The organism is Psychrobacter sp. AT9, from assembly GCF_047272965.1.
Classification (GTDB): Bacteria; Pseudomonadota; Gammaproteobacteria; order Pseudomonadales; family Moraxellaceae; genus Psychrobacter; species Psychrobacter glaciei.
In genome coordinates, this window is the sequence record NZ_JBKOTW010000001.1 from 577,205 (window position 1) to 597,528 (window position 20,324).

The 20,324-nt window shown below is 43.2% G+C and carries 15 protein-coding genes; 5 read left to right on the plus strand and 10 right to left on the minus strand.

Annotated features, from left to right (window positions below; translation table 11 throughout):
* Positions 1–18: 18 nt before the first annotated feature.
* Positions 19–516, minus strand: a complete 498-nt coding sequence (locus ACMFL8_RS02395) for an FKBP-type peptidyl-prolyl cis-trans isomerase (RefSeq protein WP_010201752.1) — start codon at positions 514–516, stop codon at positions 19–21.
* A gap of 150 nt (positions 517–666) precedes the next feature.
* On the opposite strand from ACMFL8_RS02395, the gene ACMFL8_RS02400 reads away from it, so the two are divergent.
* Positions 667–1,338, plus strand: coding sequence for a DUF1294 domain-containing protein (locus ACMFL8_RS02400; RefSeq protein WP_413189995.1), 672 nt, complete (start codon positions 667–669; stop codon positions 1,336–1,338).
* An 87-nt stretch (positions 1,339–1,425) separates the two neighbouring features.
* On the opposite strand, the gene lspA is transcribed toward ACMFL8_RS02400, so the two are convergent.
* From lspA to ACMFL8_RS02420, 4 genes are all read right to left on the minus strand, one after another.
* Positions 1,426–2,076: a signal peptidase II gene (lspA, locus tag ACMFL8_RS02405; protein ID WP_413189996.1), complete on the minus strand. Its 651-nt coding sequence runs from the start codon at positions 2,074–2,076 to the stop codon at positions 1,426–1,428.
* Positions 2,069–4,930, minus strand: a complete 2,862-nt coding sequence (gene ileS / locus ACMFL8_RS02410) for an isoleucine--tRNA ligase (protein WP_413189997.1) — start codon at positions 4,928–4,930, stop codon at positions 2,069–2,071. Before ileS ends, lspA begins: the two co-directional genes overlap by 8 nt.
* A gap of 431 nt (positions 4,931–5,361) precedes the next feature.
* Complete coding sequence (locus ACMFL8_RS02415) at positions 5,362–5,913, minus strand: protein disulfide oxidoreductase (protein ID WP_413189998.1); 552 nt, start codon at positions 5,911–5,913, stop codon at positions 5,362–5,364.
* Between the two features lie 120 nt (positions 5,914–6,033).
* Positions 6,034–7,671 carry a carbon-nitrogen hydrolase family protein gene (locus tag ACMFL8_RS02420; RefSeq protein WP_201593254.1) on the minus strand — a complete coding sequence of 546 codons (1,638 nt, stop codon included), beginning with the start codon at positions 7,669–7,671 and terminating at the stop codon, positions 6,034–6,036.
* Between the two features lie 787 nt (positions 7,672–8,458).
* On the opposite strand from ACMFL8_RS02420, the gene ACMFL8_RS02425 reads away from it, so the two are divergent.
* Entirely contained in the window at positions 8,459–9,085 is a 627-nt protein-coding gene (locus ACMFL8_RS02425) for a BLUF domain-containing protein (protein WP_413189999.1), read from the plus strand.
* A gap of 86 nt (positions 9,086–9,171) precedes the next feature.
* Here the strand turns inward: ACMFL8_RS02425 and ACMFL8_RS02430 are convergent, their stop codons facing one another.
* Positions 9,172–10,614 (minus strand): FAD-binding oxidoreductase, encoded by a 1,443-nt coding sequence (locus ACMFL8_RS02430; RefSeq protein ID WP_413190000.1) that lies wholly within the window; start codon positions 10,612–10,614, stop codon positions 9,172–9,174.
* A 336-nt stretch (positions 10,615–10,950) separates the two neighbouring features.
* Between ACMFL8_RS02430 and serA the strand changes: the two genes are divergently transcribed.
* Positions 10,951–12,177, plus strand: coding sequence for a phosphoglycerate dehydrogenase (gene serA, locus ACMFL8_RS02435; protein WP_201593260.1), 1,227 nt, complete (start codon positions 10,951–10,953; stop codon positions 12,175–12,177).
* Positions 12,178–12,387: 210 nt separating this feature from the next.
* Here the strand turns inward: serA and ACMFL8_RS02440 are convergent, their stop codons facing one another.
* Positions 12,388–13,473: a rhodanese-related sulfurtransferase gene (locus tag ACMFL8_RS02440; protein ID WP_413190001.1), complete on the minus strand. Its 1,086-nt coding sequence runs from the start codon at positions 13,471–13,473 to the stop codon at positions 12,388–12,390.
* A 399-nt stretch (positions 13,474–13,872) separates the two neighbouring features.
* Here ACMFL8_RS02440 and ACMFL8_RS02445 point away from each other — a divergent pair, with 399 nt between their 5' ends.
* Positions 13,873–15,840: an Eco57I restriction-modification methylase domain-containing protein gene (locus ACMFL8_RS02445; RefSeq protein WP_413190002.1), complete on the plus strand. Its 1,968-nt coding sequence runs from the start codon at positions 13,873–13,875 to the stop codon at positions 15,838–15,840.
* A gap of 69 nt (positions 15,841–15,909) precedes the next feature.
* A complete protein-coding gene (locus ACMFL8_RS02450) occupies positions 15,910–17,106 on the plus strand; it encodes a TaqI-like C-terminal specificity domain-containing protein (RefSeq protein WP_413190003.1) in 1,197 nt (398 codons plus the stop codon).
* Between the two features lie 87 nt (positions 17,107–17,193).
* On the opposite strand, the gene ACMFL8_RS02455 is transcribed toward ACMFL8_RS02450, so the two are convergent.
* From ACMFL8_RS02455 to metX, 3 genes are all read right to left on the minus strand, one after another.
* Entirely contained in the window at positions 17,194–17,775 is a 582-nt protein-coding gene (locus tag ACMFL8_RS02455; protein WP_010201739.1) for a tetratricopeptide repeat protein, read from the minus strand.
* Positions 17,776–18,177: 402 nt separating this feature from the next.
* Positions 18,178–18,795, minus strand: a complete 618-nt coding sequence (gene metW, locus ACMFL8_RS02460; RefSeq protein ID WP_413190004.1) for a methionine biosynthesis protein MetW — start codon at positions 18,793–18,795, stop codon at positions 18,178–18,180.
* Positions 18,792–20,297 carry a homoserine O-acetyltransferase MetX gene (gene metX, locus ACMFL8_RS02465; RefSeq protein WP_413191358.1) on the minus strand — a complete coding sequence of 502 codons (1,506 nt, stop codon included), beginning with the start codon at positions 20,295–20,297 and terminating at the stop codon, positions 18,792–18,794. The genes metW and metX overlap by 4 nt, the downstream gene beginning before the upstream one ends.
* Between the last annotated feature and the right edge of the window lie 27 nt (positions 20,298–20,324).

Consider the following 20,324-nt stretch of genomic DNA (forward strand, 5'->3'; position numbering starts at 1 on the left):
GTTTTTAAATGAATTGTTTTACATGAGCTTTATGCCCGTTACACCGGGCGGTGTCACTTTGAATATTTTTACTTTAAACAATACGGCTTGCCCAGCGAGTGGATGATTGAAGTCTACTTCGACTTGATCATCATCGATGGCACTGATAGTACCGGGTAGGGTATTTTTGCCTTTATCTTCAAATTCTACCATCATACCAATTTCAGGGTTATCAGCGACCAGCGCGAACTGAGGGCGGCTAAAATGCTGAATATTGTCAGGATTCCAATCACCAAATGCTTGCTCTGGATCAAGGTGGGCAGAGCGGGTGTCACCCGCACGCAGGTTCATTAATACTTGTTCAAAACCGGGTAGTAAGCTCTCGTCACCAATGGTCAGCGTCACAGGCGCATCGCGGCTAAAGGTAGAGTCAATCATCGTACCGTTCTCTAATGATACTTCAAAATGCAGCTTTACCAGACTGCCAAAAGTGATGCGCGTGTCTTCATTGGGATTGATAAATTGTGAGTCGGTCATAGTCAAAAGCCATCTGTTGCGGGATTAGAAGTTCAGGTCAAAAAATTAATATAAGAAATGATAAGCCATCTGAGAAAGGTTGTAAGCGTAAATAGTGTAACGCAAATAGTGTACTATATTTGGCAAGTCTAAATTAGGTTTGGAGGAACCATGGCAAATAAGCAACAAGGCCACATTAAGAAGTGGCAAGACGACAAAGGCTTTGGCTTTATCGACACTGAGCAGGGTGACTCAGTATTCTTTCATATCAATGAATTTAAAGCACGCCGTCGCCCTGAAGTGGGTGAGCAAGTCGTCTTTACGCTTGGGCAAGATAGCCAAGGGCGAATGCAGGCAAAAGACGTGCAAGAGCTGAGCTTTGTGCAACAGAAAATGGCACAAAAGAATCAGCAAATCCGTCATCGTAATGCAAAGCGTAGTCATCAAGCGGAGTTTGAAGCAGGACAGAAAAAACGCTTGTTCCTTGGTGTGGGATTTTATGGTGTCTTAGCTCTATTAGCGGCCATGAATAAGCTAAGCTGGCTGGTCGTGGGTTGGTATGTAGCTTTGGGTTTGATTACTTATATGATGTATGCCAAAGACAAAGCCGCTGCGCAAAGTGGCGCTTGGCGCACGCCTGAGTCAACGTTGCATCTACTCAGTGCGTTGGGTGGTTGGGTAGGAGCAATGGTCGCACAGACTTACTTGCGGCATAAATCACAAAAACCTGAGTTTCGCATGGCGTATTATTTGACCGTGGTGATTAACATGGCAGGGTTATTGTTTTTATTGGCAGGTGGCGGTTTAGAGGCTTTGAAAGAATTGCTTGATTCTCTGATATAAAAAAGATGGCTAACAAACAACAAAAAAGGTGGGTTACTTATTCGTAACCCACCTTTTAAATCTAAAAACTATGTACGATTATAAGCGCTAAACCTCACGCTTCTTTTCTAAAAATAGCATATCGATGACAATCATCGCGACACCGATACTGATGCCCATATCCGCGATGTTAAATATCGGATAATGCCAAACGTCAGCATTGTGTACATGAATGAAGTCGATCACGTGACCGTGTAGCAGACGATCTATTAAGTTACCAACTGCACCGCCAAGCACTAAAGCCAGTCCGAGCGATAATAGCGTGGCTTTACGAGGTGCTTTAATCAGATAGATGATTAAAAACAGCGACATGATTAGAGCAAGTCCCGAAAAAAACCACTTCTGCCAACCGCCTGCATCCGCCAAAAAGCTAAAAGCAGCGCCATAATTGTATGCTAAAGTCCAATTAAGAAACGGTTCGATAACAGGCACTGGCTCATGAAAAGTCAGGTTAGTTTCTGCCAGCCACTTCGTCCACTGATCGATGATAAGTACAACCAGTGACACCAGATACCACATAAAAGCACGACTGCCATTAGCAAGCATCTTTGGTGCTTTAGTTAAGCGACTTCTCGGTGTCGTTGAGCTGCCCGTTGTTGCATGGGCAGGGGTTGGCGAGTGGTCGACCTTAGACTGCGGCTGCTTGTCTTCAGGTGGCTCTGTTGGGTTGGGCGCTGAGTTAGGTGTCGTGTTAGGCATAGTGGCGCACCTCGCCGTTACCCGTGACATTAGTGACGCAGCGAGCACATAGTTCAGGGTGTGCGCTATCGGTACCGATGTCATTACGGATATGCCAGCAGCGCACGCATTTGGTACCAGTCGCGGCACTCACATTGACTACTAAGTCTGATACTTCTTTAGTGCTGCTTTCAGCTTGCTCTGTGGCGTCATTCTTAGCAGCAGCAGGAGCATCGCTCATCGGTTTTAAGGTTGCGCTACTGGTAATAAGTACAAAACGCAGCTCTTCGCCAAGCTTGGCTAAGCTTTCATGCATCGCACCGTCAGCATACAAATCAACGTCAGCAGATAAATTAGCATTGATGATTTTTTCACCACGCGCGGTTTCTATATGCTTATTCACCATATCTTTGGCTAGCATGATACGTTGCCAATCATCAGTACTGATCGCACTTAGCTCAAACTCTGGGAAGGTATACCATTCTTCGGTAAACACATAGCCTGCTTCATTGCCGTTTTTACCTTCTAACACTTCCCACGCTTCTTGGGCGGTGAACGACAAAATCGGCGTAATCCAGCGAATCAACGCTTGGGCGATATGATAAATAGCCGTCTGCGCAGAGCGACGCGGCTGTCCATCAGTCTGGGTGGTGTACTGACGATCTTTAATAATATCTAAGTAGAAGCTACCCAAGTCTTGCGAGCAAAACGCGGCAATAAGTTGAGTGACTTGGTGGAAATCCATCGCATCATAGGCGTCGATGATTTGTGCTTGCACCGTTTGCGTACGCTCAATGATAAACTTATCAAGGCTGACCAGCTCATTAATATCAATGCTATTGGTTGCTGGATCGAAGTCATCGGTATTGGCAAGCAAGAAACGCAAGGTATTACGGATACGGCGATACATGTCGATTGCGCCTTTAAAGACCGTTTTGCCTGCGCTCATCTCATAACGATAATCGCTCGACGCAATCCACAAGCGCAGCATGTCTGCACCTGTTTTGTTAATCTCTTCTTGTGGCGTGATGATATTGCCGAGTGATTTACTCATCTTGCGACCGTTTTCATCAACCACAAAACCATGGGTCAATACTTGCTTGAACGGAGGACGCTCGTACATGGCTTCAGAGGTTAATAACGACGTCTGGAACCAACCGCGATGTTGATCCGAGCCTTCTAAGTACAGATCAGCAGGATTGGTCAATTCATCGCGTTGCTCCAGTACGGCAAAATGCGTCGTACCTGAGTCAAACCAAACATCTAATGTGTCAGTCGCTTTGTCATAGTCAGCCGCTTCCGCACCCAAAAAGTCTTCACAGCTGGCATCAAACCAAGCTTCCACACCGCCTGCATCAATTTTTTGTGCGGCAGTTTCCATGAGTTCAAGCGTGTTTGGATGTAGTTCACCCGTTTCTTTATGAGTGAAAAAGGCAATCGGTACGCCCCATGTACGCTGGCGTGAAATACACCAATCTGGGCGACCCGTCATCATTGACTCAATGCGGTTCTGTCCCCATGCTGGCGTCCAATTGACCGCTGGAATATCAGCAAGCGCGCGCTCACGTAAACCTTTGGTTTCCATATTGATAAACCACTGCGGCGTGGCGCGGAAGATAATCGGCGACTTATGACGCCAGCAATGCGGATAGCTGTGCTCAATCTTGGTATGGCTAACGAGATGACCATTGTCATGTAGGGCAGCGATGATTTTTGGATTGGCTTTATAGATATGCTCGCCCGCAAATACCGCCGCGCTGTCTAAATAGACGCCCGTACCACTCACTGGGTTTTCAACTGGTAAATCATATTTCAGACCAACGATATAATCGTCGAGACCATGACCCGGTGCGGTATGGACTAAGCCAGTACCGCTATCCGTGGTTACGTGATCGCCTAAGATAAGTGGCACTTGACGGTCTACAATCAGTGGATGCTGGGCGCGTAGACCTTCAAGCTCACGTCCGGATACAGTTGCCAATACACCTTCATTGCTAAGTTTAAACTCAGTCAGTGCGCTTTCAACCAAATCAGTCGCTAATAAGAAGTTGCCTTTTTCAGTCGCCACCACACTATAGTCATGCTCAGGATGTACGGCGATGGCTTGGTTAGCTGGTAATGTCCAAGGCGTCGTCGTCCAAATGACCGCTGCGATATTACCGTCGATTTCGCTCAATGCGGCAACTTTTTCGGTATCAAGCACATCAAAACTGACATAGATCGCATCTGAGACTTTGTCTTGGTATTCCACTTCGGCCTCAGCCAGCGCAGAGCTACAGTCCAAGCACCAGTTAACGGGTTTCATACCGCGAGTGACATGACCATTGTCATGGATTTTGGCCAGTGCGCGTACGATGTTGGCTTCTTGATGGAAGTTCATCGTTAAATAAGGATTGTCCCAATCACCAAACACACCCAGACGTTTAAAGTCTGCCTTTTGTAGCTCAATCTGCGTGCTTGCATATTCGCGGCACAGACCACGAAATTCAGTCGCAGAGACTTTTTGACCGACTTTGCCGACCTTGGCTTCGACCTTTTGCTCGATAGGCAGACCATGACAATCCCAACCGGGCACATAAGGTGCATCAAAGCCTGATAAGGTTTTTGACTTTACGATAATGTCTTTGAGCACTTTATTGACCGCATGACCCAAGTGAATCTGCCCGTTGGCGTATGGAGGGCCATCGTGCAAAATGTACTTGGTCGCACCTGTACGCGCCTTGCGAATTTTGCCGTACACGTCATCCGCTTCCCACGCAGCCAGCCAATCTGGCTCACGTTTGGCAAGGTTTGCGCGCATGGCAAAGGGCGTATCGGCAAGATTTAGCGTGTCTTTATAGTCTTGGCTTGGCGTATCAGTACTTTTATCAGTCATAGAAGGTGTCTTTTTAAAAAGTAGGTTAAAAGATAGGTTAAAAAGTGACTAAAAAATTGATGTAAAGTCAGGTGTGAAATTTAAGCTTAACGTTAAATATAATATGGGGTCAAATATTTGATAATCGATACTCGTTTTTTGTCTTAGACAACGTTGCTTACAATAGGTTGCTTGTGAATAGTTACGTCCATAATAAATACTAACGGGACGATTGCAACAAAAAATGCATTTATCAGAATAATTAGTCTAGCACCGATGATAACGGCAGCTATTATATGACAAAACGGGAAGGGTAAAAAGAGCTGGTCAGTATCGTCCTGTTTTTAGCCAAAACCAAATTTACGTCAGCATAAATACTTTGCTCATTCAATCATAGGTCTGGCAAGCTTGATTGGTCAACAGACCCTAGATGATACCTAATTGGCGTAGGTCTAAAAAACGGAGGATAACCACAAGCGCAATTTAAGCGACCAGAGTGGTTGAATACCTGTCAATCCTTGCGTCATCTCGCCATCTTTTAAGATGACATAAGAAGGCGTGACTTGCCCTTGCCAATCAGCAAATATCTCTCCTTCTTGATCATTGACCGTGGTAAAGCGATAACTGTTTTCATTAAGGTAGCGGTGCAGCTCTTGATCAGTGCCTGATTTAATGGCCACCGTAACGACTGGATAATTATTTGCGGCGGCAAGTTTGTTTATGGTTGGCGAGGTGAAACTACAGACTGAACACCACGTACCCCAAAAATATACCAGTGTCGGCTTCTCCTGACTCAGTGCCGCTAAATCAACCGTTTGTCCTTGGTAGTCTATCAATTGCAATTGTGGGTTGGCTGGCATGACGGGTTGTCGCCACCAATTGATGGCGGTATAAATAACGGCAAACATCAAACCATATATCAACAAGGTTTTAACTATAGAAAGCACTTTTTGCTTTGGTTTTTTCTTAAGAATATTTTTTTTATTTGTGAGATCAGTCGTCATAATGGCTGCATTTTTGCTCTAAATGTGTTTGATAGATAAAAATAAACGGCTGAAATGTCAGCCGTATTACTCATCAATTTTATGTAACTGTTTTTAGTGGTTACTTTTTAAGTTAACCGATTAAGGCTTTTGTGCACGATTTTGCAATGGATCACCAATGAGTACGCTGCCTGAGTTTTCAAGGCGCTCTTCGTCGGTTAATTTGCTCGCTGGAATTTTTGCTTTTCGTTTCCATTTTAAGCTAAACAAATCATCACGGCGGTCAATCAGGTTATGTACCGAGCCTTCGTTACGGACGTGAGTCAGCTTATCTAAGTTCACATCTGAGAAAAAGATCATCTCAGTGTTTGCCGTTGTTTCGGCCATAATCGCATCATGCGGAAAAGCAAAGTCTGACGGTGAAAAAATCGACGACTGCGCGTATTGAATATCTAGGCTTTCAACTTGCGGTAAGTTGCCTACTGAACCACAAATCATGACATAGCATTCGTTTTCAATGGCTCGCGCTTGGGCACAGTGGCGCACACGTAAATAGCCATTTTTGGTATCTGTCCAGAAAGGCACAAACAAAATATCCATATCGTCAAGTGCCAGTAAGCGGGCAAGCTCAGGAAATTCAACGTCATAACAGACCAAGATGCCAATACGACCGGCATCCGTGTCAAATACTTTGACCTCGTCACCACCTTCGATCACCCAAGCGCTACGCTCATGCGGCGTAATATGGATTTTGCGCTGCTCTTCGACCGTACCATCGCGGCGACACAAATAGCTGACATTGTACAACGTATCGTTTTCGTCTATTAATGGCATGGAGCCGACAATAACGTTGACGTTATAACTGACTGCCAGATGCGAGACTTCGTTTTTGAACCACTCGGTGTAACCGGCCAAAAAGCGAATCGCGATGTTTTGATCGGTAGATTCACACAGACCCATTAATGGCGCGTTAAAGAACTCTGGTAAGCAAGCAAAGTCTGAATTGTAATCGGCCATGACATCGACAAAGAATTCTACTTGTTGCAAGAGCTCCTCAGGCGATTCAACTTCACGCATTTGCCACTGAATACCACCGATACGCACTTCTGACTTACGGGTATTCGGCTTATAATCTTGCGGCTCATAATAAATATTAGCCCACTCAAGTAGAGTAGCAAAGCCTTTAGACTGAGCGTCATCTGGCAGATAAGCGGTCAAAATACGCTTAACGATAAAACCGTTGGATAGCTGAAAGGAAAGAGCAGAGTCATGGATTTCACGCGATTCGACCGCATCGATATACTCACCAGGGGTCAAATCTTTGTGATTATAGTAATTAGGAATGCGGCCTCCGGCTAAGATAGCTCGGAAGTTCAGCTGGCGGCACAGCTCTTTACGCGCATCATAAAGACGACGACCCAAACGGTAGCCACGATACTCAGGGTCAATCAGCGCATCCAAGCCATAAATAGCATCACCTTCTGGATTGTCTCTAATGATTTCTTTGTGCCCAATCAAATCATCATAAGTATGTGGGTTAGAGAACTTGGCATAGTCCACGCGCATAGAGAGAACGATACCGATCAGCTGATCATGATCAAACATTGCAATCTGCCCTTCAGGAAAGGCATCAATCAAGGTATGAATAGTGGTCTTTGACCATGCGCCGCCCAAATTCACATAAACACGGTCCATCAAGGCTTTTAACTGCGGATAATCTTTTTTCTTGATCTCAGCAATCGTGAGATGAAAGTCGTCTATTTTTTCGATTTTACTCATAAGGTTCCTGTCTGCGGTGTTAATGAACATCGTAAAATTAATGCGTTGTGCGGTGTAGTATCTGATGTAGTGTCTATAGCTATATATAGACCTAAAGATTTTTGTGTAACAAAAGCGATAAAAATATTCCAATACGCTTATATAATCGTTACAATAATTTATCTTTTTATTTACAATGAGTTATAGCGATTACATATTATCTAAAAATTTTAATGAGGGCTTTAACAGGTTTGCAAGTGTCTACATTTAAGAAGACTGGCCTTGTTAGTAGCTGAATCAATCGTACTTGTATGAATAGCATCTGTTCTAATAGTACCTAGGGCGTGTCATCAATTAGTACATGGATACATTTAGTGGTCTTAAAATGGTTAAATTTTGCCAAACATCGTCAGAAACTTTGTCAATATATTCATATTTACGGCAATTTCTTCCTTGTTTGGCTGCAATTTTCCTCATTTTAAGCCTCACAATCTAAATGATGACACGCCCTAGTCTAGTAATTAGTATCTAATCTAACAGTCTCTATTCTAACAGTACCTAATCTAACAGCATCGAAATTCTGTAGCGTCTCCTATTACTTTTGGCTTCGCTTATTCATCATGATTTGGCTTATTACTTTATATTTCGATAGTTATCATACCAATGTAGCGGGTCAATGACAGTCCCGCGTAGTAAATATTTGCTACGTTTTTGTGAATCGATGTCCCTGTCTTTGCTTGGTCTGAACGTGTTTTTTGTTTGACTTACTTCATTTTGCGGTCTATAGGCGGCTTTTTAGGATTATTTTATGGCACCCTTGACACATACGGTCGACCCTCTAGAAACAGTAGAGGATTCAGCATTGGTTCAATTGGTGTATGTCAGTAGTATCACCCTCAGCACGCGCTTAAAAGCCTCAATATTTGATGAAGTAGAAGGTCATGCTCGGGACTATAATGAGCAGCATGGCATTACGGGTACTTTATGTTATGGCAATGGTCACTTCTTACAATGTATTGAAGGTAAAAAATCAAACGTGCTTGCTTTGCAAAAGCGTATTTTTGCCGATAGTCGTCATAAAAATGTGCAAGTCTTGCTATTACGAGTGATCGATCAGCGTAGCTTTGCTGATTGGCGTATGCGCCTGCTATTTTTGGAGCGTTGGTTGTGGTCACCAGCGACCAAGAAGCAAGCCATGCAATTATCGCCTTTTTTACCGTTTGCCCCGCATGGCTGGACCTCGAAGCGTACGGAGCAATTTTTGCAGATTATCAAAACGTTTGACAGCCCGCCACATATAAAAGCCGCTGGCATTACTTATAATGCACTGGGCAATATGTTTCGTCATATCGCGGCACCGCATCAGGCCTTTTTAATCGTTCAAGGCTTTTTGAGTATGTTGCTGGTAGTAGCGCTGATACTGTTATATTTATAAATTATAAGTTTTATAGCTGAGCTAAAAAAGACGCTAACTTTTGAGTTTAGCGTCTTTTTATTTGAGGTAAGCGATTAAAATACCAATCACATATCAAAAATCTTACCACGGTTCATAATGTTATTGGGATCAAAGACTTTTTTGACCTCTCGTAAGTAATCAATCTCAGTCTCGCTGCGGCTGTAGTGTAAATAAGGCTTTTTGGTCATACCCACGCCATGTTCGGCAGAGACTGAGCCGCCATACTTCTGTACCGTCTCAAACACGTGTTTGTTGACGATCTGACACTCTGCAAAGAAATCATCTTTGCTCATGTTTTCAGGTTTTAGAATATTCAGATGCAAATTGCCATCGCCGATATGACCGAACCAGCACACTTCAAAGTCAGGATAGTTACTGCTGACAATGTGATCAATCTGTTCTATAAATTCAGGCACATGGCTTATCAGTACAGAGACATCGTTCTTATAAGGGGTAAATACTGAGATGGTCTCAGAGATGTATTCGCGCAATTTCCACAGCTCTTCTGCCTGCGCGAGGCTTTGACTCATCACCCCATCGACGACCCAACCTTGCTCCATGCAGTGCTCAAATATTGCCATCGCCTTATCCATGATCGGCTCATATGGCGCTTCAAACTCTAGCAATGTATAAAACTTGGTACGCGACTCAAACGGCTCTTGTACTTGACCATGTGCCATTAACTTGTCAATCGCCACGTCGTCAAAGAACTCAAATGCCGTTAAGTCAATTTGTGCTTGAAAAGCCGATAGTACATTCATCACATCGTTAAAGCTGTCCATACCGAGCACCATGACGTTTAAGTCTTGCGGCTGACGCTCAAGCTTGATCTGTGCATGGGTGACAAACCCTAGGGTTCCTTCGCTACCGATGAACAGTTGACGCAGATCATAACCTGTGGCGTTCTTTACCATACCGCGATTCAGCTGCAAGATATCACCTTTACCAGTGACCACAGTCAGCCCCATGATCCATTGACGGGTCATGCCGTAACGAATGACTTTAATACCGCCTGCGTTGGTACCGATGTTGCCACCGATTTGACTTGAGCCTGCTGAGGCAAAGTCGACAGGGTAGTAGAGGTCTTTAGACTCTGCGAACTGTTGCAACTGCTGAGTGACCACGCCTGCTTCAATCTCGACCATGCGATCCGCCGGATAAAACTGTCCGATACGGTTCATTTTATCCATACTAACGACGATTTCACCATTGGCGGCGACCGCGCCAGCAGACAGTCCAGTACGACCGCCACTTGGAGTCAGAACAACGTTGTGCTCGTTGGCAAGGAGTACGATAGATTGCACTTGCTCGGTGGTTTTCGGAAAGACAATGGCAGCAGCAGCTGGAGCAAAGTGCTTGGTCCAGTCTTTGCCCCAATGTTCTAGGCTCTCAGCGTCGGTTTTGATTTGGCTGGCATCAAATTCATGAGTATCAATTAAAGTACTCAAAATAGCTTGGACGGCAGCTGTATTGGTTTCGGGTGTAGGCTGAGCGGTAGTTGGCGTCATGATAAAATCTCAATATTAGCGTAAACACGATGCTGGGGTTGACTATTATATAACGAAATATCTCTAAATTCAGTGATCAGTCAGCTCGTGATGGCAATAAGTAGGTGATAATCTGTCTATATGGCAGGCTGTAAATCACAAAAAAATGGTCTGGTCAGTTTCAAACAGAATGATTCACTATAGCATAAAAATTTTTCAGGCTTGATAACCAATAATTCATCTAATCTCCTAACATCGACGTCGAATTTTGTGTAAGATATCGGGACTGTTTTCGTTTCATCCCTCAGACTTATCCCACTGATGATTTTTATAAGACAATTATAGGACAGTTCTCATATGGCGTTATCACTACAGAAAGACAAAATACGTTTTTTATTGCTTGAAGGTCTACATGCCAATGCTCTAAAAGTATTGGAAGGTGCTGGCTATCATAACATCGAAAATATCAGTCACGCGCTGGATCAAGATGAGCTGATCGAAAAGATTAAAGACGCTCACTTTGTTGGTATTCGCTCGCGCACGCAGCTGACTCGTGAAGTACTTGAGCATGCGCACAAGCTGATCGGTATTGGTTGCTTCTGTATCGGTACCAACCAAGTAGACTTAGAAGCCGCTCGTGAACTGGGTATTCCAGTCTTTAACGCGCCATACTCAAATACCCGCTCGGTGGCTGAACTGGTATTGGCCGAAGCTATTATGCTGTATCGCGGCATTCCTGAAAAGAATGCGACTGTGCATCGCGGCGGTTGGGGTAAGTCTGCCACCAACTCACATGAAGTGCGTGGTAAGACCATCGGTATCGTCGGTTACGGCTCTATCGGCTCACAACTGTCAGTATTGGCAGAAAGCTTCGGTATGAAAGTCATTTATCATGATGCTGTCACCAAGTTGCCATTAGGTAATGCGGTACAAGTGGGAAGTTTAGAGGAGCTGTTATCAACGGCTGACATCGTGACCTTGCATGTACCTGATGTGCCAAGCACGCGCTATATGATGAAAGCTGAACAGTTCGCACAAATGAAAGAAGGCAGTTACTTTATCAATGCTGCACGCGGTACGTGCGTCGAAATTGACGACCTAGCTGCTGTGCTTGAGTCTGGTAAAATCTTGGGCGCGGCGATTGATGTGTTTCCGAAAGAGCCAAAATCTGCTGACCAAGAGTTTGAGTCACCACTACGTAAATTTGACAATGTTATTTTGACCCCGCATATCGGTGGTTCAACTCAAGAAGCGCAGGCTAATATTGGTTTGGAAGTAGCGGATAAATTCGTCAGATACTCTGATCAAGGTGATACGGCGACCGCTGTTAACTTCCCAGAAGTGTCTGTTCCATTCAAAGAAAACTCGCATCGTCTGCTGCACATTCACAAAAACGTACCGGGCGTACTGTCACAGATTAACCGCTTGTTTGCTGAAGCGCATATCAACATCTTGGCACAGAGTTTAATGACGGAAGGCGATGTCGGCTATCTGGTCATGGATGTCGATTACAATGATTCGACCGCTGCGTTAGATCAGCTGAAAGACGTAGAAGAGACTATCCGCGTACGTATCTTATTCTAGTATAGTCAGTCCACTATAAAAGAGTTACAGCGTTAACCTCGCTTGAAGTATTACATATACATCTGCACTCGGTTGCCTTGTACCACTTTCAAATTGGATCAACTATATCAGCGTTGATTGTTGCGATAAGCACTGACAATTTGTCATAAAAAAAGAGAGGCTCTATTAATTAGAGCACTCTCTTTTTTGTTTAGCTTGAAGTAAGACTGTTTATCTATTTTTGGCTTGATTTGCTGCATCGGCTAATCGTTGTGCTTCAACCTTAGCGGCTTTGCGTTTCTCTATCACATCTATCACGTCGCTGCCGATATGCGCTTCACCACGTTTTTTGGCCAATTGCATTTGATGCTCGCGTTCACGAAAGCGCGCCTTTTGTTCATCAGTTGCTTTATCGATACAATGTGGGCATGACTCGCCTTTAATGTAAGCACTGCTTTGCATCTCTTCTTGAGTAATCGGCATACGGCAAGCGAAGCATTGCTCATAGCTGCCTTTTTCTAAATTGTGATTGACCGACACGCGATTGTCAAAAACGAAGCAATCGCCTTGCCACATAGAGTCGCTGGCAGGCACTTCTTCTAGATATTTTAGGATGCCGCCTTCTAGATGATAAACCTCTTCAAATCCTTGCTCCCGTAAGTAGGCAGTAGATTTCTCACAGCGGATACCACCCGTACAGAACATCGCGACTTTTTTATGCTTCGTTGGATCAAGCTCTTTTGCCACGTATTCTGGAAACTCGCGAAACGTTTCCGTATTCGGGTTGACCGCATTTTGAAACGTACCGATTTTTACCTCATAATCGTTACGCGTATCGATGAGCATAACCTCAGGATCAGAGATTAGCGCATTCCACTCGCTTGGTTTTACATAGCGACCGACCGATTGCAAAGGATCGATATTTTCGACACCCATGGTGACGATTTCTTTTTTGAGCTTCACTTTAGTACGATAAAAAGGCTGAGCATCAGTATAAGACTCTTTGAAGGTAAAACTGCCAATCGCTTCGATACTACGCAGGTAGTCAAGGACGGTGTCAATACTTTGGCGCGTGCCAGAAATCGTCCCGTTAATGCCTTCAGCGGCAATCAACAAAGTGCCTTTAACGTCATTATCGAGCATGGTATTTAAGATTGGCTCACGGTGTTGCTCAAAGTCAGCAAAGCGCGTGAACTTATAAAGAGCGGCAACGACGATATTATTGGTGACGCTATCGTAAACGGGGGCTGACTTGTTATCAGTCAGGTTACTATTAGAATTGCTATCTTGGACCTTACTGTTTTGAGTAGTGCTCATGTGTTTCTCCTGCTGGCTAGGTCGCAAACCTAGTGCGTTGGGTTAACAGTCTGGTTCAAATAAACACGCTATGGTGTCATCCTCGCTTGATGTACTTTGGGTACAATCTGTGCTCGGCTTCCTTATATCGCATTCATTTTAAATAGACTTGGTTGGTTTAGAATGAGGTATAACACTAGCCCTATTGTGGGATTAGCTGATGCGCGGGTAGTGTAGCAAATTTTGGTAAGATTTTGAATAGTTTAATAGCGAATGGTATCGCTAAAGCAATGCCGACTCACTAAAGAAATCTTATCTGAGCGATTATCAATTTTAGGCGTTTATCCGATGAGTAGAGCTTGCTATAGTAGACGTTTGCTCATCGTTTGGTTCTATTTATTTCATTATTAAGGCGCTCGTATGTCTCTGTTTCAATCTATCGTCATCGAAAAGTATGTCCGCGAACTTGATAGCACTCAGCTAGAAACGGCTTGGCAGACTTATAGCCATTGTTTTTTAGACCTATCAAAGCAGGACAACATCCGCCTAAGTAAAGAAGAGCAATACCAAGAAGGATTCTTAAGAGATTTATTCGTCGATGTTTTTGGTTATACACTCAATCCCAATCCTAATTATAATATAACGACAGAGTTCAAAAACCAAACGGGCAGCAAAAAAGCCGATGGCGCGATACTCAAAGACGGTCATGCTGTTGGCGTGATTGAGCTAAAAGGTATGAATACCACTGACCTTAGTAAAATTGAGCAGCAAGCCTTTGGTTATAAAAATAATCAGCCAAAGTGCCGCTATGTCATTACGTCTAATTTTCAAAAGCTGCGCTTATATATCGATAATGCAGTCGAGTTCATTGAGTTCAATCTGTTCACCTTGACCCAAGACAATTTCGCATTACTATATTTGCTACTGCATCGTGATGGCATCATGGATGATTTGCCTGCTAAGCTAAAGTCGGCATCTCTATCGCAAGAAGAGGCGATAACGAAGCAGCTCTATAAAGATTACTCAGTATTCAAACGTGAGCTATTCAATGATTTGACCACCAATAACCCAAGCGTAGACAATTTAGTATTGTTTCAAAAATCACAAAAGCTACTCGATAGATTACTGTTTATTTTCTTCGCTGAGGACAGTCATCTGTTGCCTGCCAACTTTGCAAAGGGAATCATCAGCGAATGGGAGAAGTGGAAATCGCTAAAAATGACTGTGCCTTTGTACGATAGGGTCAAAGCGTACTTTGGTTATTTGGATAAAGGTCATAAAGATGAGTATAGCGAGATATTCGCCTATAACGGTGGACTGTTCAGCACTGACGAGCTGCTGGACAGCGTCATCATCAGCGATGATATTCTACAGACCCATATCAAGATACTCTCCGAATACGACTTTGACAGTGAGGTAGACGTCAATATCTTGGGACATATCTTTGAAAACTCATTATCAGAGCTTGATGAGGTAAAGGCGCAGCTGACAGGTGAGGTGGTCGATAAATCGCAGACCAAGCGTAAAAAAGACGGGGTGTTCTATACCCCGAAGTACATCACCAAATATATCGTCGAAAACACAGTAGGCAAGCTCTGTACGGATAAAAAGCTTGAGCTGGGTATTAACGAAGAGAATTACTATCAAGAAGCGGTCATCAATAAAGATGGTACTAAAAAGAAGAAAACTGCCAAGCAGATTGCCACAGAAAAGGTAGCGTTCGATAGCTTAAATACGTATCGAGATTGGCTATTACAAATCACCATTTGTGATCCGGCAGTAGGGAGTGGGGCGTTCTTAAATGAGGCGCTAAACTTCCTAATCGCGGAGCATGACTATATCGTCGAGCTAGAAACCAAGCTATTCGGTAGCGGTCTGGCATATCCTGATATCGAAAACAGTATTTTAGAAAATAACTTGTTTGGTGTCGATATCAATGAGGAAAGCGTCGAGATTGCTAAGCTGTCACTGTGGTTACGGACAGCGCAGCCACGACGTAAGCTAAATAATCTCAATGATAATATCCAGTGTGGTAATTCACTCATCGATGATGTAGAGGTCGCAGGCGAGAAAGCCTTTAATTGGCAAACGGCGTTCCCACAAGTCTTTGCAAAAGGTGGCTTTGATGTGGTGATTGGTAATCCGCCTTATGTGAGAATCCAAAATCTTAAAAGTACGTTAGTAGATTATTATTTCCAAAAATATGAAAGTCCTATAGGTAAGTTAGACTTATCAGTTTTATTTTTTGAAAAAGTTTTTTCGCTTATAAAGAAGGAAGGTGTGGCAGGTTTTATTTCATCATCTCAATGGATGCAAACAGACTACGGTGAAAATATCCGTAAAATTTTATTAAATAGTAAAATATTAGAAATAGTTGATTTTGGCTAACTTCCTGTTTTCGAAGGTGTAAGCACTTACCCTGCGATTTTTATTTTAGGCTTTAATAATAAAGAATATGTGAGATATAGAAAGATTCTTTTTAAAGAGCATTTAGACTCATTAGGAATAAAAAATACTGAATCAATTTTGATACCGTATAGTAATTTGAGTGGAAAATCGTGGTCATTTGGCTCATTTGATCTCTTTAATAAATTAAAATTATCAAAAAATCCATATCTTAAATTATCTGATTATGGAAAAGCTTACTACGGAATAGTAACTGGGATGGATAAAGCATTTATCGTAAATGAAGAAGTTATACAAGAAAATAAACTTGAAACTAGTATAATTTTTCCATTTGCTTATAAAGGTGAAGAAGTAGGCAGATACCTAAATACCAATCCTGAGTTTTCTATAATTTATCCCTATGAAAAAACAGACGACGGAAGTCAGCAGCTAATAAATCCTGAGAAGTTACAAGCGAAATTTCCTAATACCTATAAGTATCTTTTACGCTTTAAAGATCAATTAGAAATAAGAAAAGATTCAAGGAGGTTATATGCTACTGGCAATAATTGGTTTAGTCAGGTTAGACAGGGCAATTTTGATTTAATAAAGGCTGATAAATTACAGATACGTGGAATAAGCCACAGTATTAGATGTGGTTTTTTAAAGAAAGGAATTGCCTTTAGTGGTGCGAATTGTCCAGCCATCATTCTAAATGAAGGGGTTTCATACTCTGTGATTATAGGAATTATTAACTCTTCTTTAATAGACTATTATCTCAAACAAATCTGCCCCAAAAAGCTTGGTGGTTATATTCGATATAATACAAAAAACATAAGTGATATTCCGATTATTTACCCTTCTGAAAAAGACCTTCTCGAGTTTTTAGTTAATAAAATAATGAAACTAAGAGAAGAATTACAACTTTCTGTTGAGAAATTCTCATTATTTATTAAAGGAAATATAAATATATGTTCAATCTCTCGTAAACTAGAAAGTTGGCACGAACTCTCGTTCTCTGACTTCGTAAAAGAGCTAACCAAAGCTATAAAGGCAACGAATAAAATACGTACTAAAGAAGGGCAGCCCCCAATCCTTGAATTGACTAAAAAAGATGAATTCGAATGGATGGAGCTTTTTGAATCTAAAAAGCTAGAAGTGCAACAGTTACAGCAAAAGATTAAGCAAACTGAGCAAGAAATAGATCAAATGGTCTATCAACTATATGATTTAACGGCTGATGAGATTGCCATTATCGAAGCCAGTTAATGTAAGTATTTATCATTATGTAAACACAAAAAATCCAGCTCAAAGGCTGGATTTTTATTTTCAAACTAAAACTGTACGTGGCTAGAGTTACTTACTCTGAAACCAAGTATCCGCTTTGCTACGGGCACTAGCGATATCTGAGCTTGATAAGTTCAATGCCAACTGACCGATTTTGCCGCGTGCTTTGTTACGGACTTTTTCATCTAGCATGCCATCACGGGCAGCCAAGTCGTACCACTTATAAGCATCGACTAAATTCTTTTGCTTCTCATCTAATAGTGCAAGCGTATAGCTGGCACGGTTATCACCACGCATGGCGGCTTTCTCTAACCAAACTTTCGCTTGTTGCAAGTTAGGCTGCACACCTTCACCGCGCAAGTACATGATGGCAAGATTCAACTGAGCAGGGGCAACGCCTTGCTGAGCAGCTTTGGTATACCATTGGATGGCTTGCTGGGTGTTTTGGGCAATGCCTTCACCTTTTTGCAAACGTTTGGCTAAGTAAAACTGAGCGTGATCGTTGCCTTGGGCAGCACGATTAGACAATTCACTGACAGGCATTAGCTCAAAACGTGAGGTATCAAGTGGCACGTTTGATATTAACTCAGCGTTGGCAAGGCCGGCACAAGAAAACAAGGCAGTGAACAACGCAGCTTTTAATAATTTCATAGCAGCTCCAAAATTAGGCAGTTAATAGGCAAAAAGAGTTGTACCGCTCAACATTGTCTCGCTAAAGACAGTTAGACGGTGATAACAATTAGGTGAAATCTTGCGATATAAACCTACCTAATTATTAGCAATATAATTAATCGTTGAGTGTCGCAATCACCGTTAGTCGGACCGATAAACGGTCGAAATCAGGGTGCGGTTGACACTATTTTGCTAGCTTAACACCCAAACTTACGAAACTCAAATACTAATTACATGATTTAATCCTCATTACTACCTTAGCGTCCTCAACAAAATCATAGAGTTACTAAGAGGTAATAAAGAATTAACAATGTATTAAGGTTTAAAAGGTGTTTATTAGCCATCACTAGATAGCTCAAAAGGAAGTGAAATTGCCTATAACTATACGGGTTTTTGTTTGGTCACGCGGTAAATAGCGACGTCTGCCAGTAGATTTGGCGCTTGGCGTATCAATGCTTTCATGAGCGGTGTGTGACCTTTTTCTGAATCACTAACGGCAAAGCGGTTAATAATATGAATGTCATGCTTGGCACAAAGCTGCTCAAAGTCTTTAAAGGTACATAGATGAATATTTGGCGTGTTATACCATTCATAAGGCAGCGCTTCTGAAACGGGCATCATCCCTTTAAGCCCTAAATGCAGCCGGTTTTGCCAATGGGCAAAGTTCGGAAAGGTAATCACTGCCTCGCGGGCAACACGCAGCATATCGAGCAATAGTACATCTGGTGACTTGACCGCTTGCAGGGCACGCGCCATGACGACGGTATCGAAGCTATTATCAGCGAAACGCGCGAGACCATCGTTCAGATCTTGCTCGATGATGGACAACCCTTTGGCGATACCATCATTGATTTTTTCTTCGTCAATCTCAAGCCCATATCCCGTCACGCCGCGATTTTGTTGTAAATGCGCGAGCAATTCGCCATTGCCACAGCCTAAGTCTAGTACATGGGACTGCGGGGCAATCCAACGCTCAGCCAATTGATGATCCATTCTCATGAGCGCTCTCCAGTTTTCCGATGGCTGTTTTTTGACTGGCTATCCGTGATAAATGGCGCGGTCAAAAACCCTCTGACGGCACCCATATAACGGGGGATATCGAATAAGAAGGAATCGTGACCATGCGGTGCATCGACATTGATATAGTTGACGGGTTTGCCAGTCGCCATTAAGGCATCGACAATCTCTTGCGAGCGCTCAGGGGCAAAGCGCCAATCGGTGGTAAACGACACCACTAAGTACTGACACTGAGTGTGGGCGAAGGCCGCTTTGAGCGCCGCTAATTCTTGCTGACGATCAATTTCATTGTCAGTTTGAGCGTCATTGTCATTGTCGGTTTCATTATCAGTTTTTAAGTTGTCAGTTGCTACATTGTCAGTGACTAAGTCATCTGCAAGCTCATATTTAGCGGATTTTTCGGTCGCATTTTTGGTCGTTTCGACAGACGCTGCGATTGAGTCCTCAAGTAGCACTACGGACTCCGACGAATTTGTAGAGTCTACTGATGGTGTTGATGGCTGTACGGATGACTTTGCTGATGGCTGTACTGACAGATAGCCACGCGTTGGGTCAAAATAGTCTAACGCTTTGGTCATGAGCAAATAAGTATTGGCATCGAAGTTTTCACTAAAGCGCTCGCCTTGGTAGCGTAGATAGCTTTCTACCTGAAACTCGACATCATAGCCATACATAAATTTGCCAGATTTTAAATCACGACCAAATTTGGCTTTCATCGCATCATCAGTCAAATAGGTGATATGACCAACCATGCGAGCCAATATCAGTCCGCGACGAGGGTAGGTGCCTGCTTGTAAATAACGCCCATCTTTAAAATCAGGATCGGAGAGAATAGACTGCCGCGCCACTTCATTAAAGGCAATATTCTGTGCAGAGAGTTTCGGCGTACTGGCGATGACCACACAGCGCTTCAGCCTCTCAGGATAATCGACCGACCATTGCAGCGCCTGCATACCGCCCATTGAGCCACCGACGATGGCATGCCAAACATCGATACCGAGACGGTCTGAGAGCATGGCTTGGGTTTTGACCCAGTCTTTGATGGTGACTAGCGGAAAGTCAGGGCCATAAACTTCTGATGCGCTAGCGTCGTCTGCTTTTTCTGAATCGACGCTGTTTGAATCGATACTGTCTGGATTAATCGTCGTTGGACCCGTCGAGCCAAAGCAGCTGCCAATATTATTGAGGCACACCACATAAAATTGATTGGTATCGATGGCCTTATTAGGGCCAATCATATTATCCCACCAGCCTGCCTTTTTATCATCGGCACTATACCTGCCTGCCGCATGATGATTACCAGATAAGGCGTGACAAATTAATATCGCATTTGATTGATCGCTATTGAGGGTGCCATAAGTCTCTACCATCAAGTCAAACGAGGGCAAGGTTCGATTGCACTCCAAGGTCAAGGGTTCAGCGAAATGGAAGTTCTGTGGTGTGACGATTCCAACTGAGCCAACGGTATCGACTGAGCTATCCACATGAGCGTGATCTTTTGGGGAGTGGTC

Bases quoted from the DNA above. Each gene is read 5' to 3' on its own strand.
- ACMFL8_RS02395 (WP_010201752.1), bottom strand. From the start codon at position 516: ATGACCGACTCACAATTTATCAATCCCAATGAAGACACGCGCATCACT.
- ACMFL8_RS02400 (WP_413189995.1), top strand. From the start codon at position 667: ATGGCAAATAAGCAACAAGGCCACATTAAGAAGTGGCAAGACGACAAA.
- lspA (WP_413189996.1), bottom strand. From the start codon at position 2,076: ATGCCTAACACGACACCTAACTCAGCGCCCAACCCAACAGAGCCACCT.
- ileS (WP_413189997.1), bottom strand. From the start codon at position 4,930: ATGACTGATAAAAGTACTGATACGCCAAGCCAAGACTATAAAGACACG.
- ACMFL8_RS02415 (WP_413189998.1), bottom strand. From the start codon at position 5,913: ATGACGACTGATCTCACAAATAAAAAAAATATTCTTAAGAAAAAACCA.
- ACMFL8_RS02420 (WP_201593254.1), bottom strand. From the start codon at position 7,671: ATGAGTAAAATCGAAAAAATAGACGACTTTCATCTCACGATTGCTGAG.
- ACMFL8_RS02425 (WP_413189999.1), top strand. From the start codon at position 8,459: ATGGCACCCTTGACACATACGGTCGACCCTCTAGAAACAGTAGAGGAT.
- ACMFL8_RS02430 (WP_413190000.1), bottom strand. From the start codon at position 10,614: ATGACGCCAACTACCGCTCAGCCTACACCCGAAACCAATACAGCTGCC.
- serA (WP_201593260.1), top strand. From the start codon at position 10,951: ATGGCGTTATCACTACAGAAAGACAAAATACGTTTTTTATTGCTTGAA.
- ACMFL8_RS02440 (WP_413190001.1), bottom strand. From the start codon at position 13,473: ATGAGCACTACTCAAAACAGTAAGGTCCAAGATAGCAATTCTAATAGT.
- ACMFL8_RS02445 (WP_413190002.1), top strand. From the start codon at position 13,873: ATGTCTCTGTTTCAATCTATCGTCATCGAAAAGTATGTCCGCGAACTT.
- ACMFL8_RS02455 (WP_010201739.1), bottom strand. From the start codon at position 17,775: ATGAAATTATTAAAAGCTGCGTTGTTCACTGCCTTGTTTTCTTGTGCC.
- metW (WP_413190004.1), bottom strand. From the start codon at position 18,795: ATGAGAATGGATCATCAATTGGCTGAGCGTTGGATTGCCCCGCAGTCC.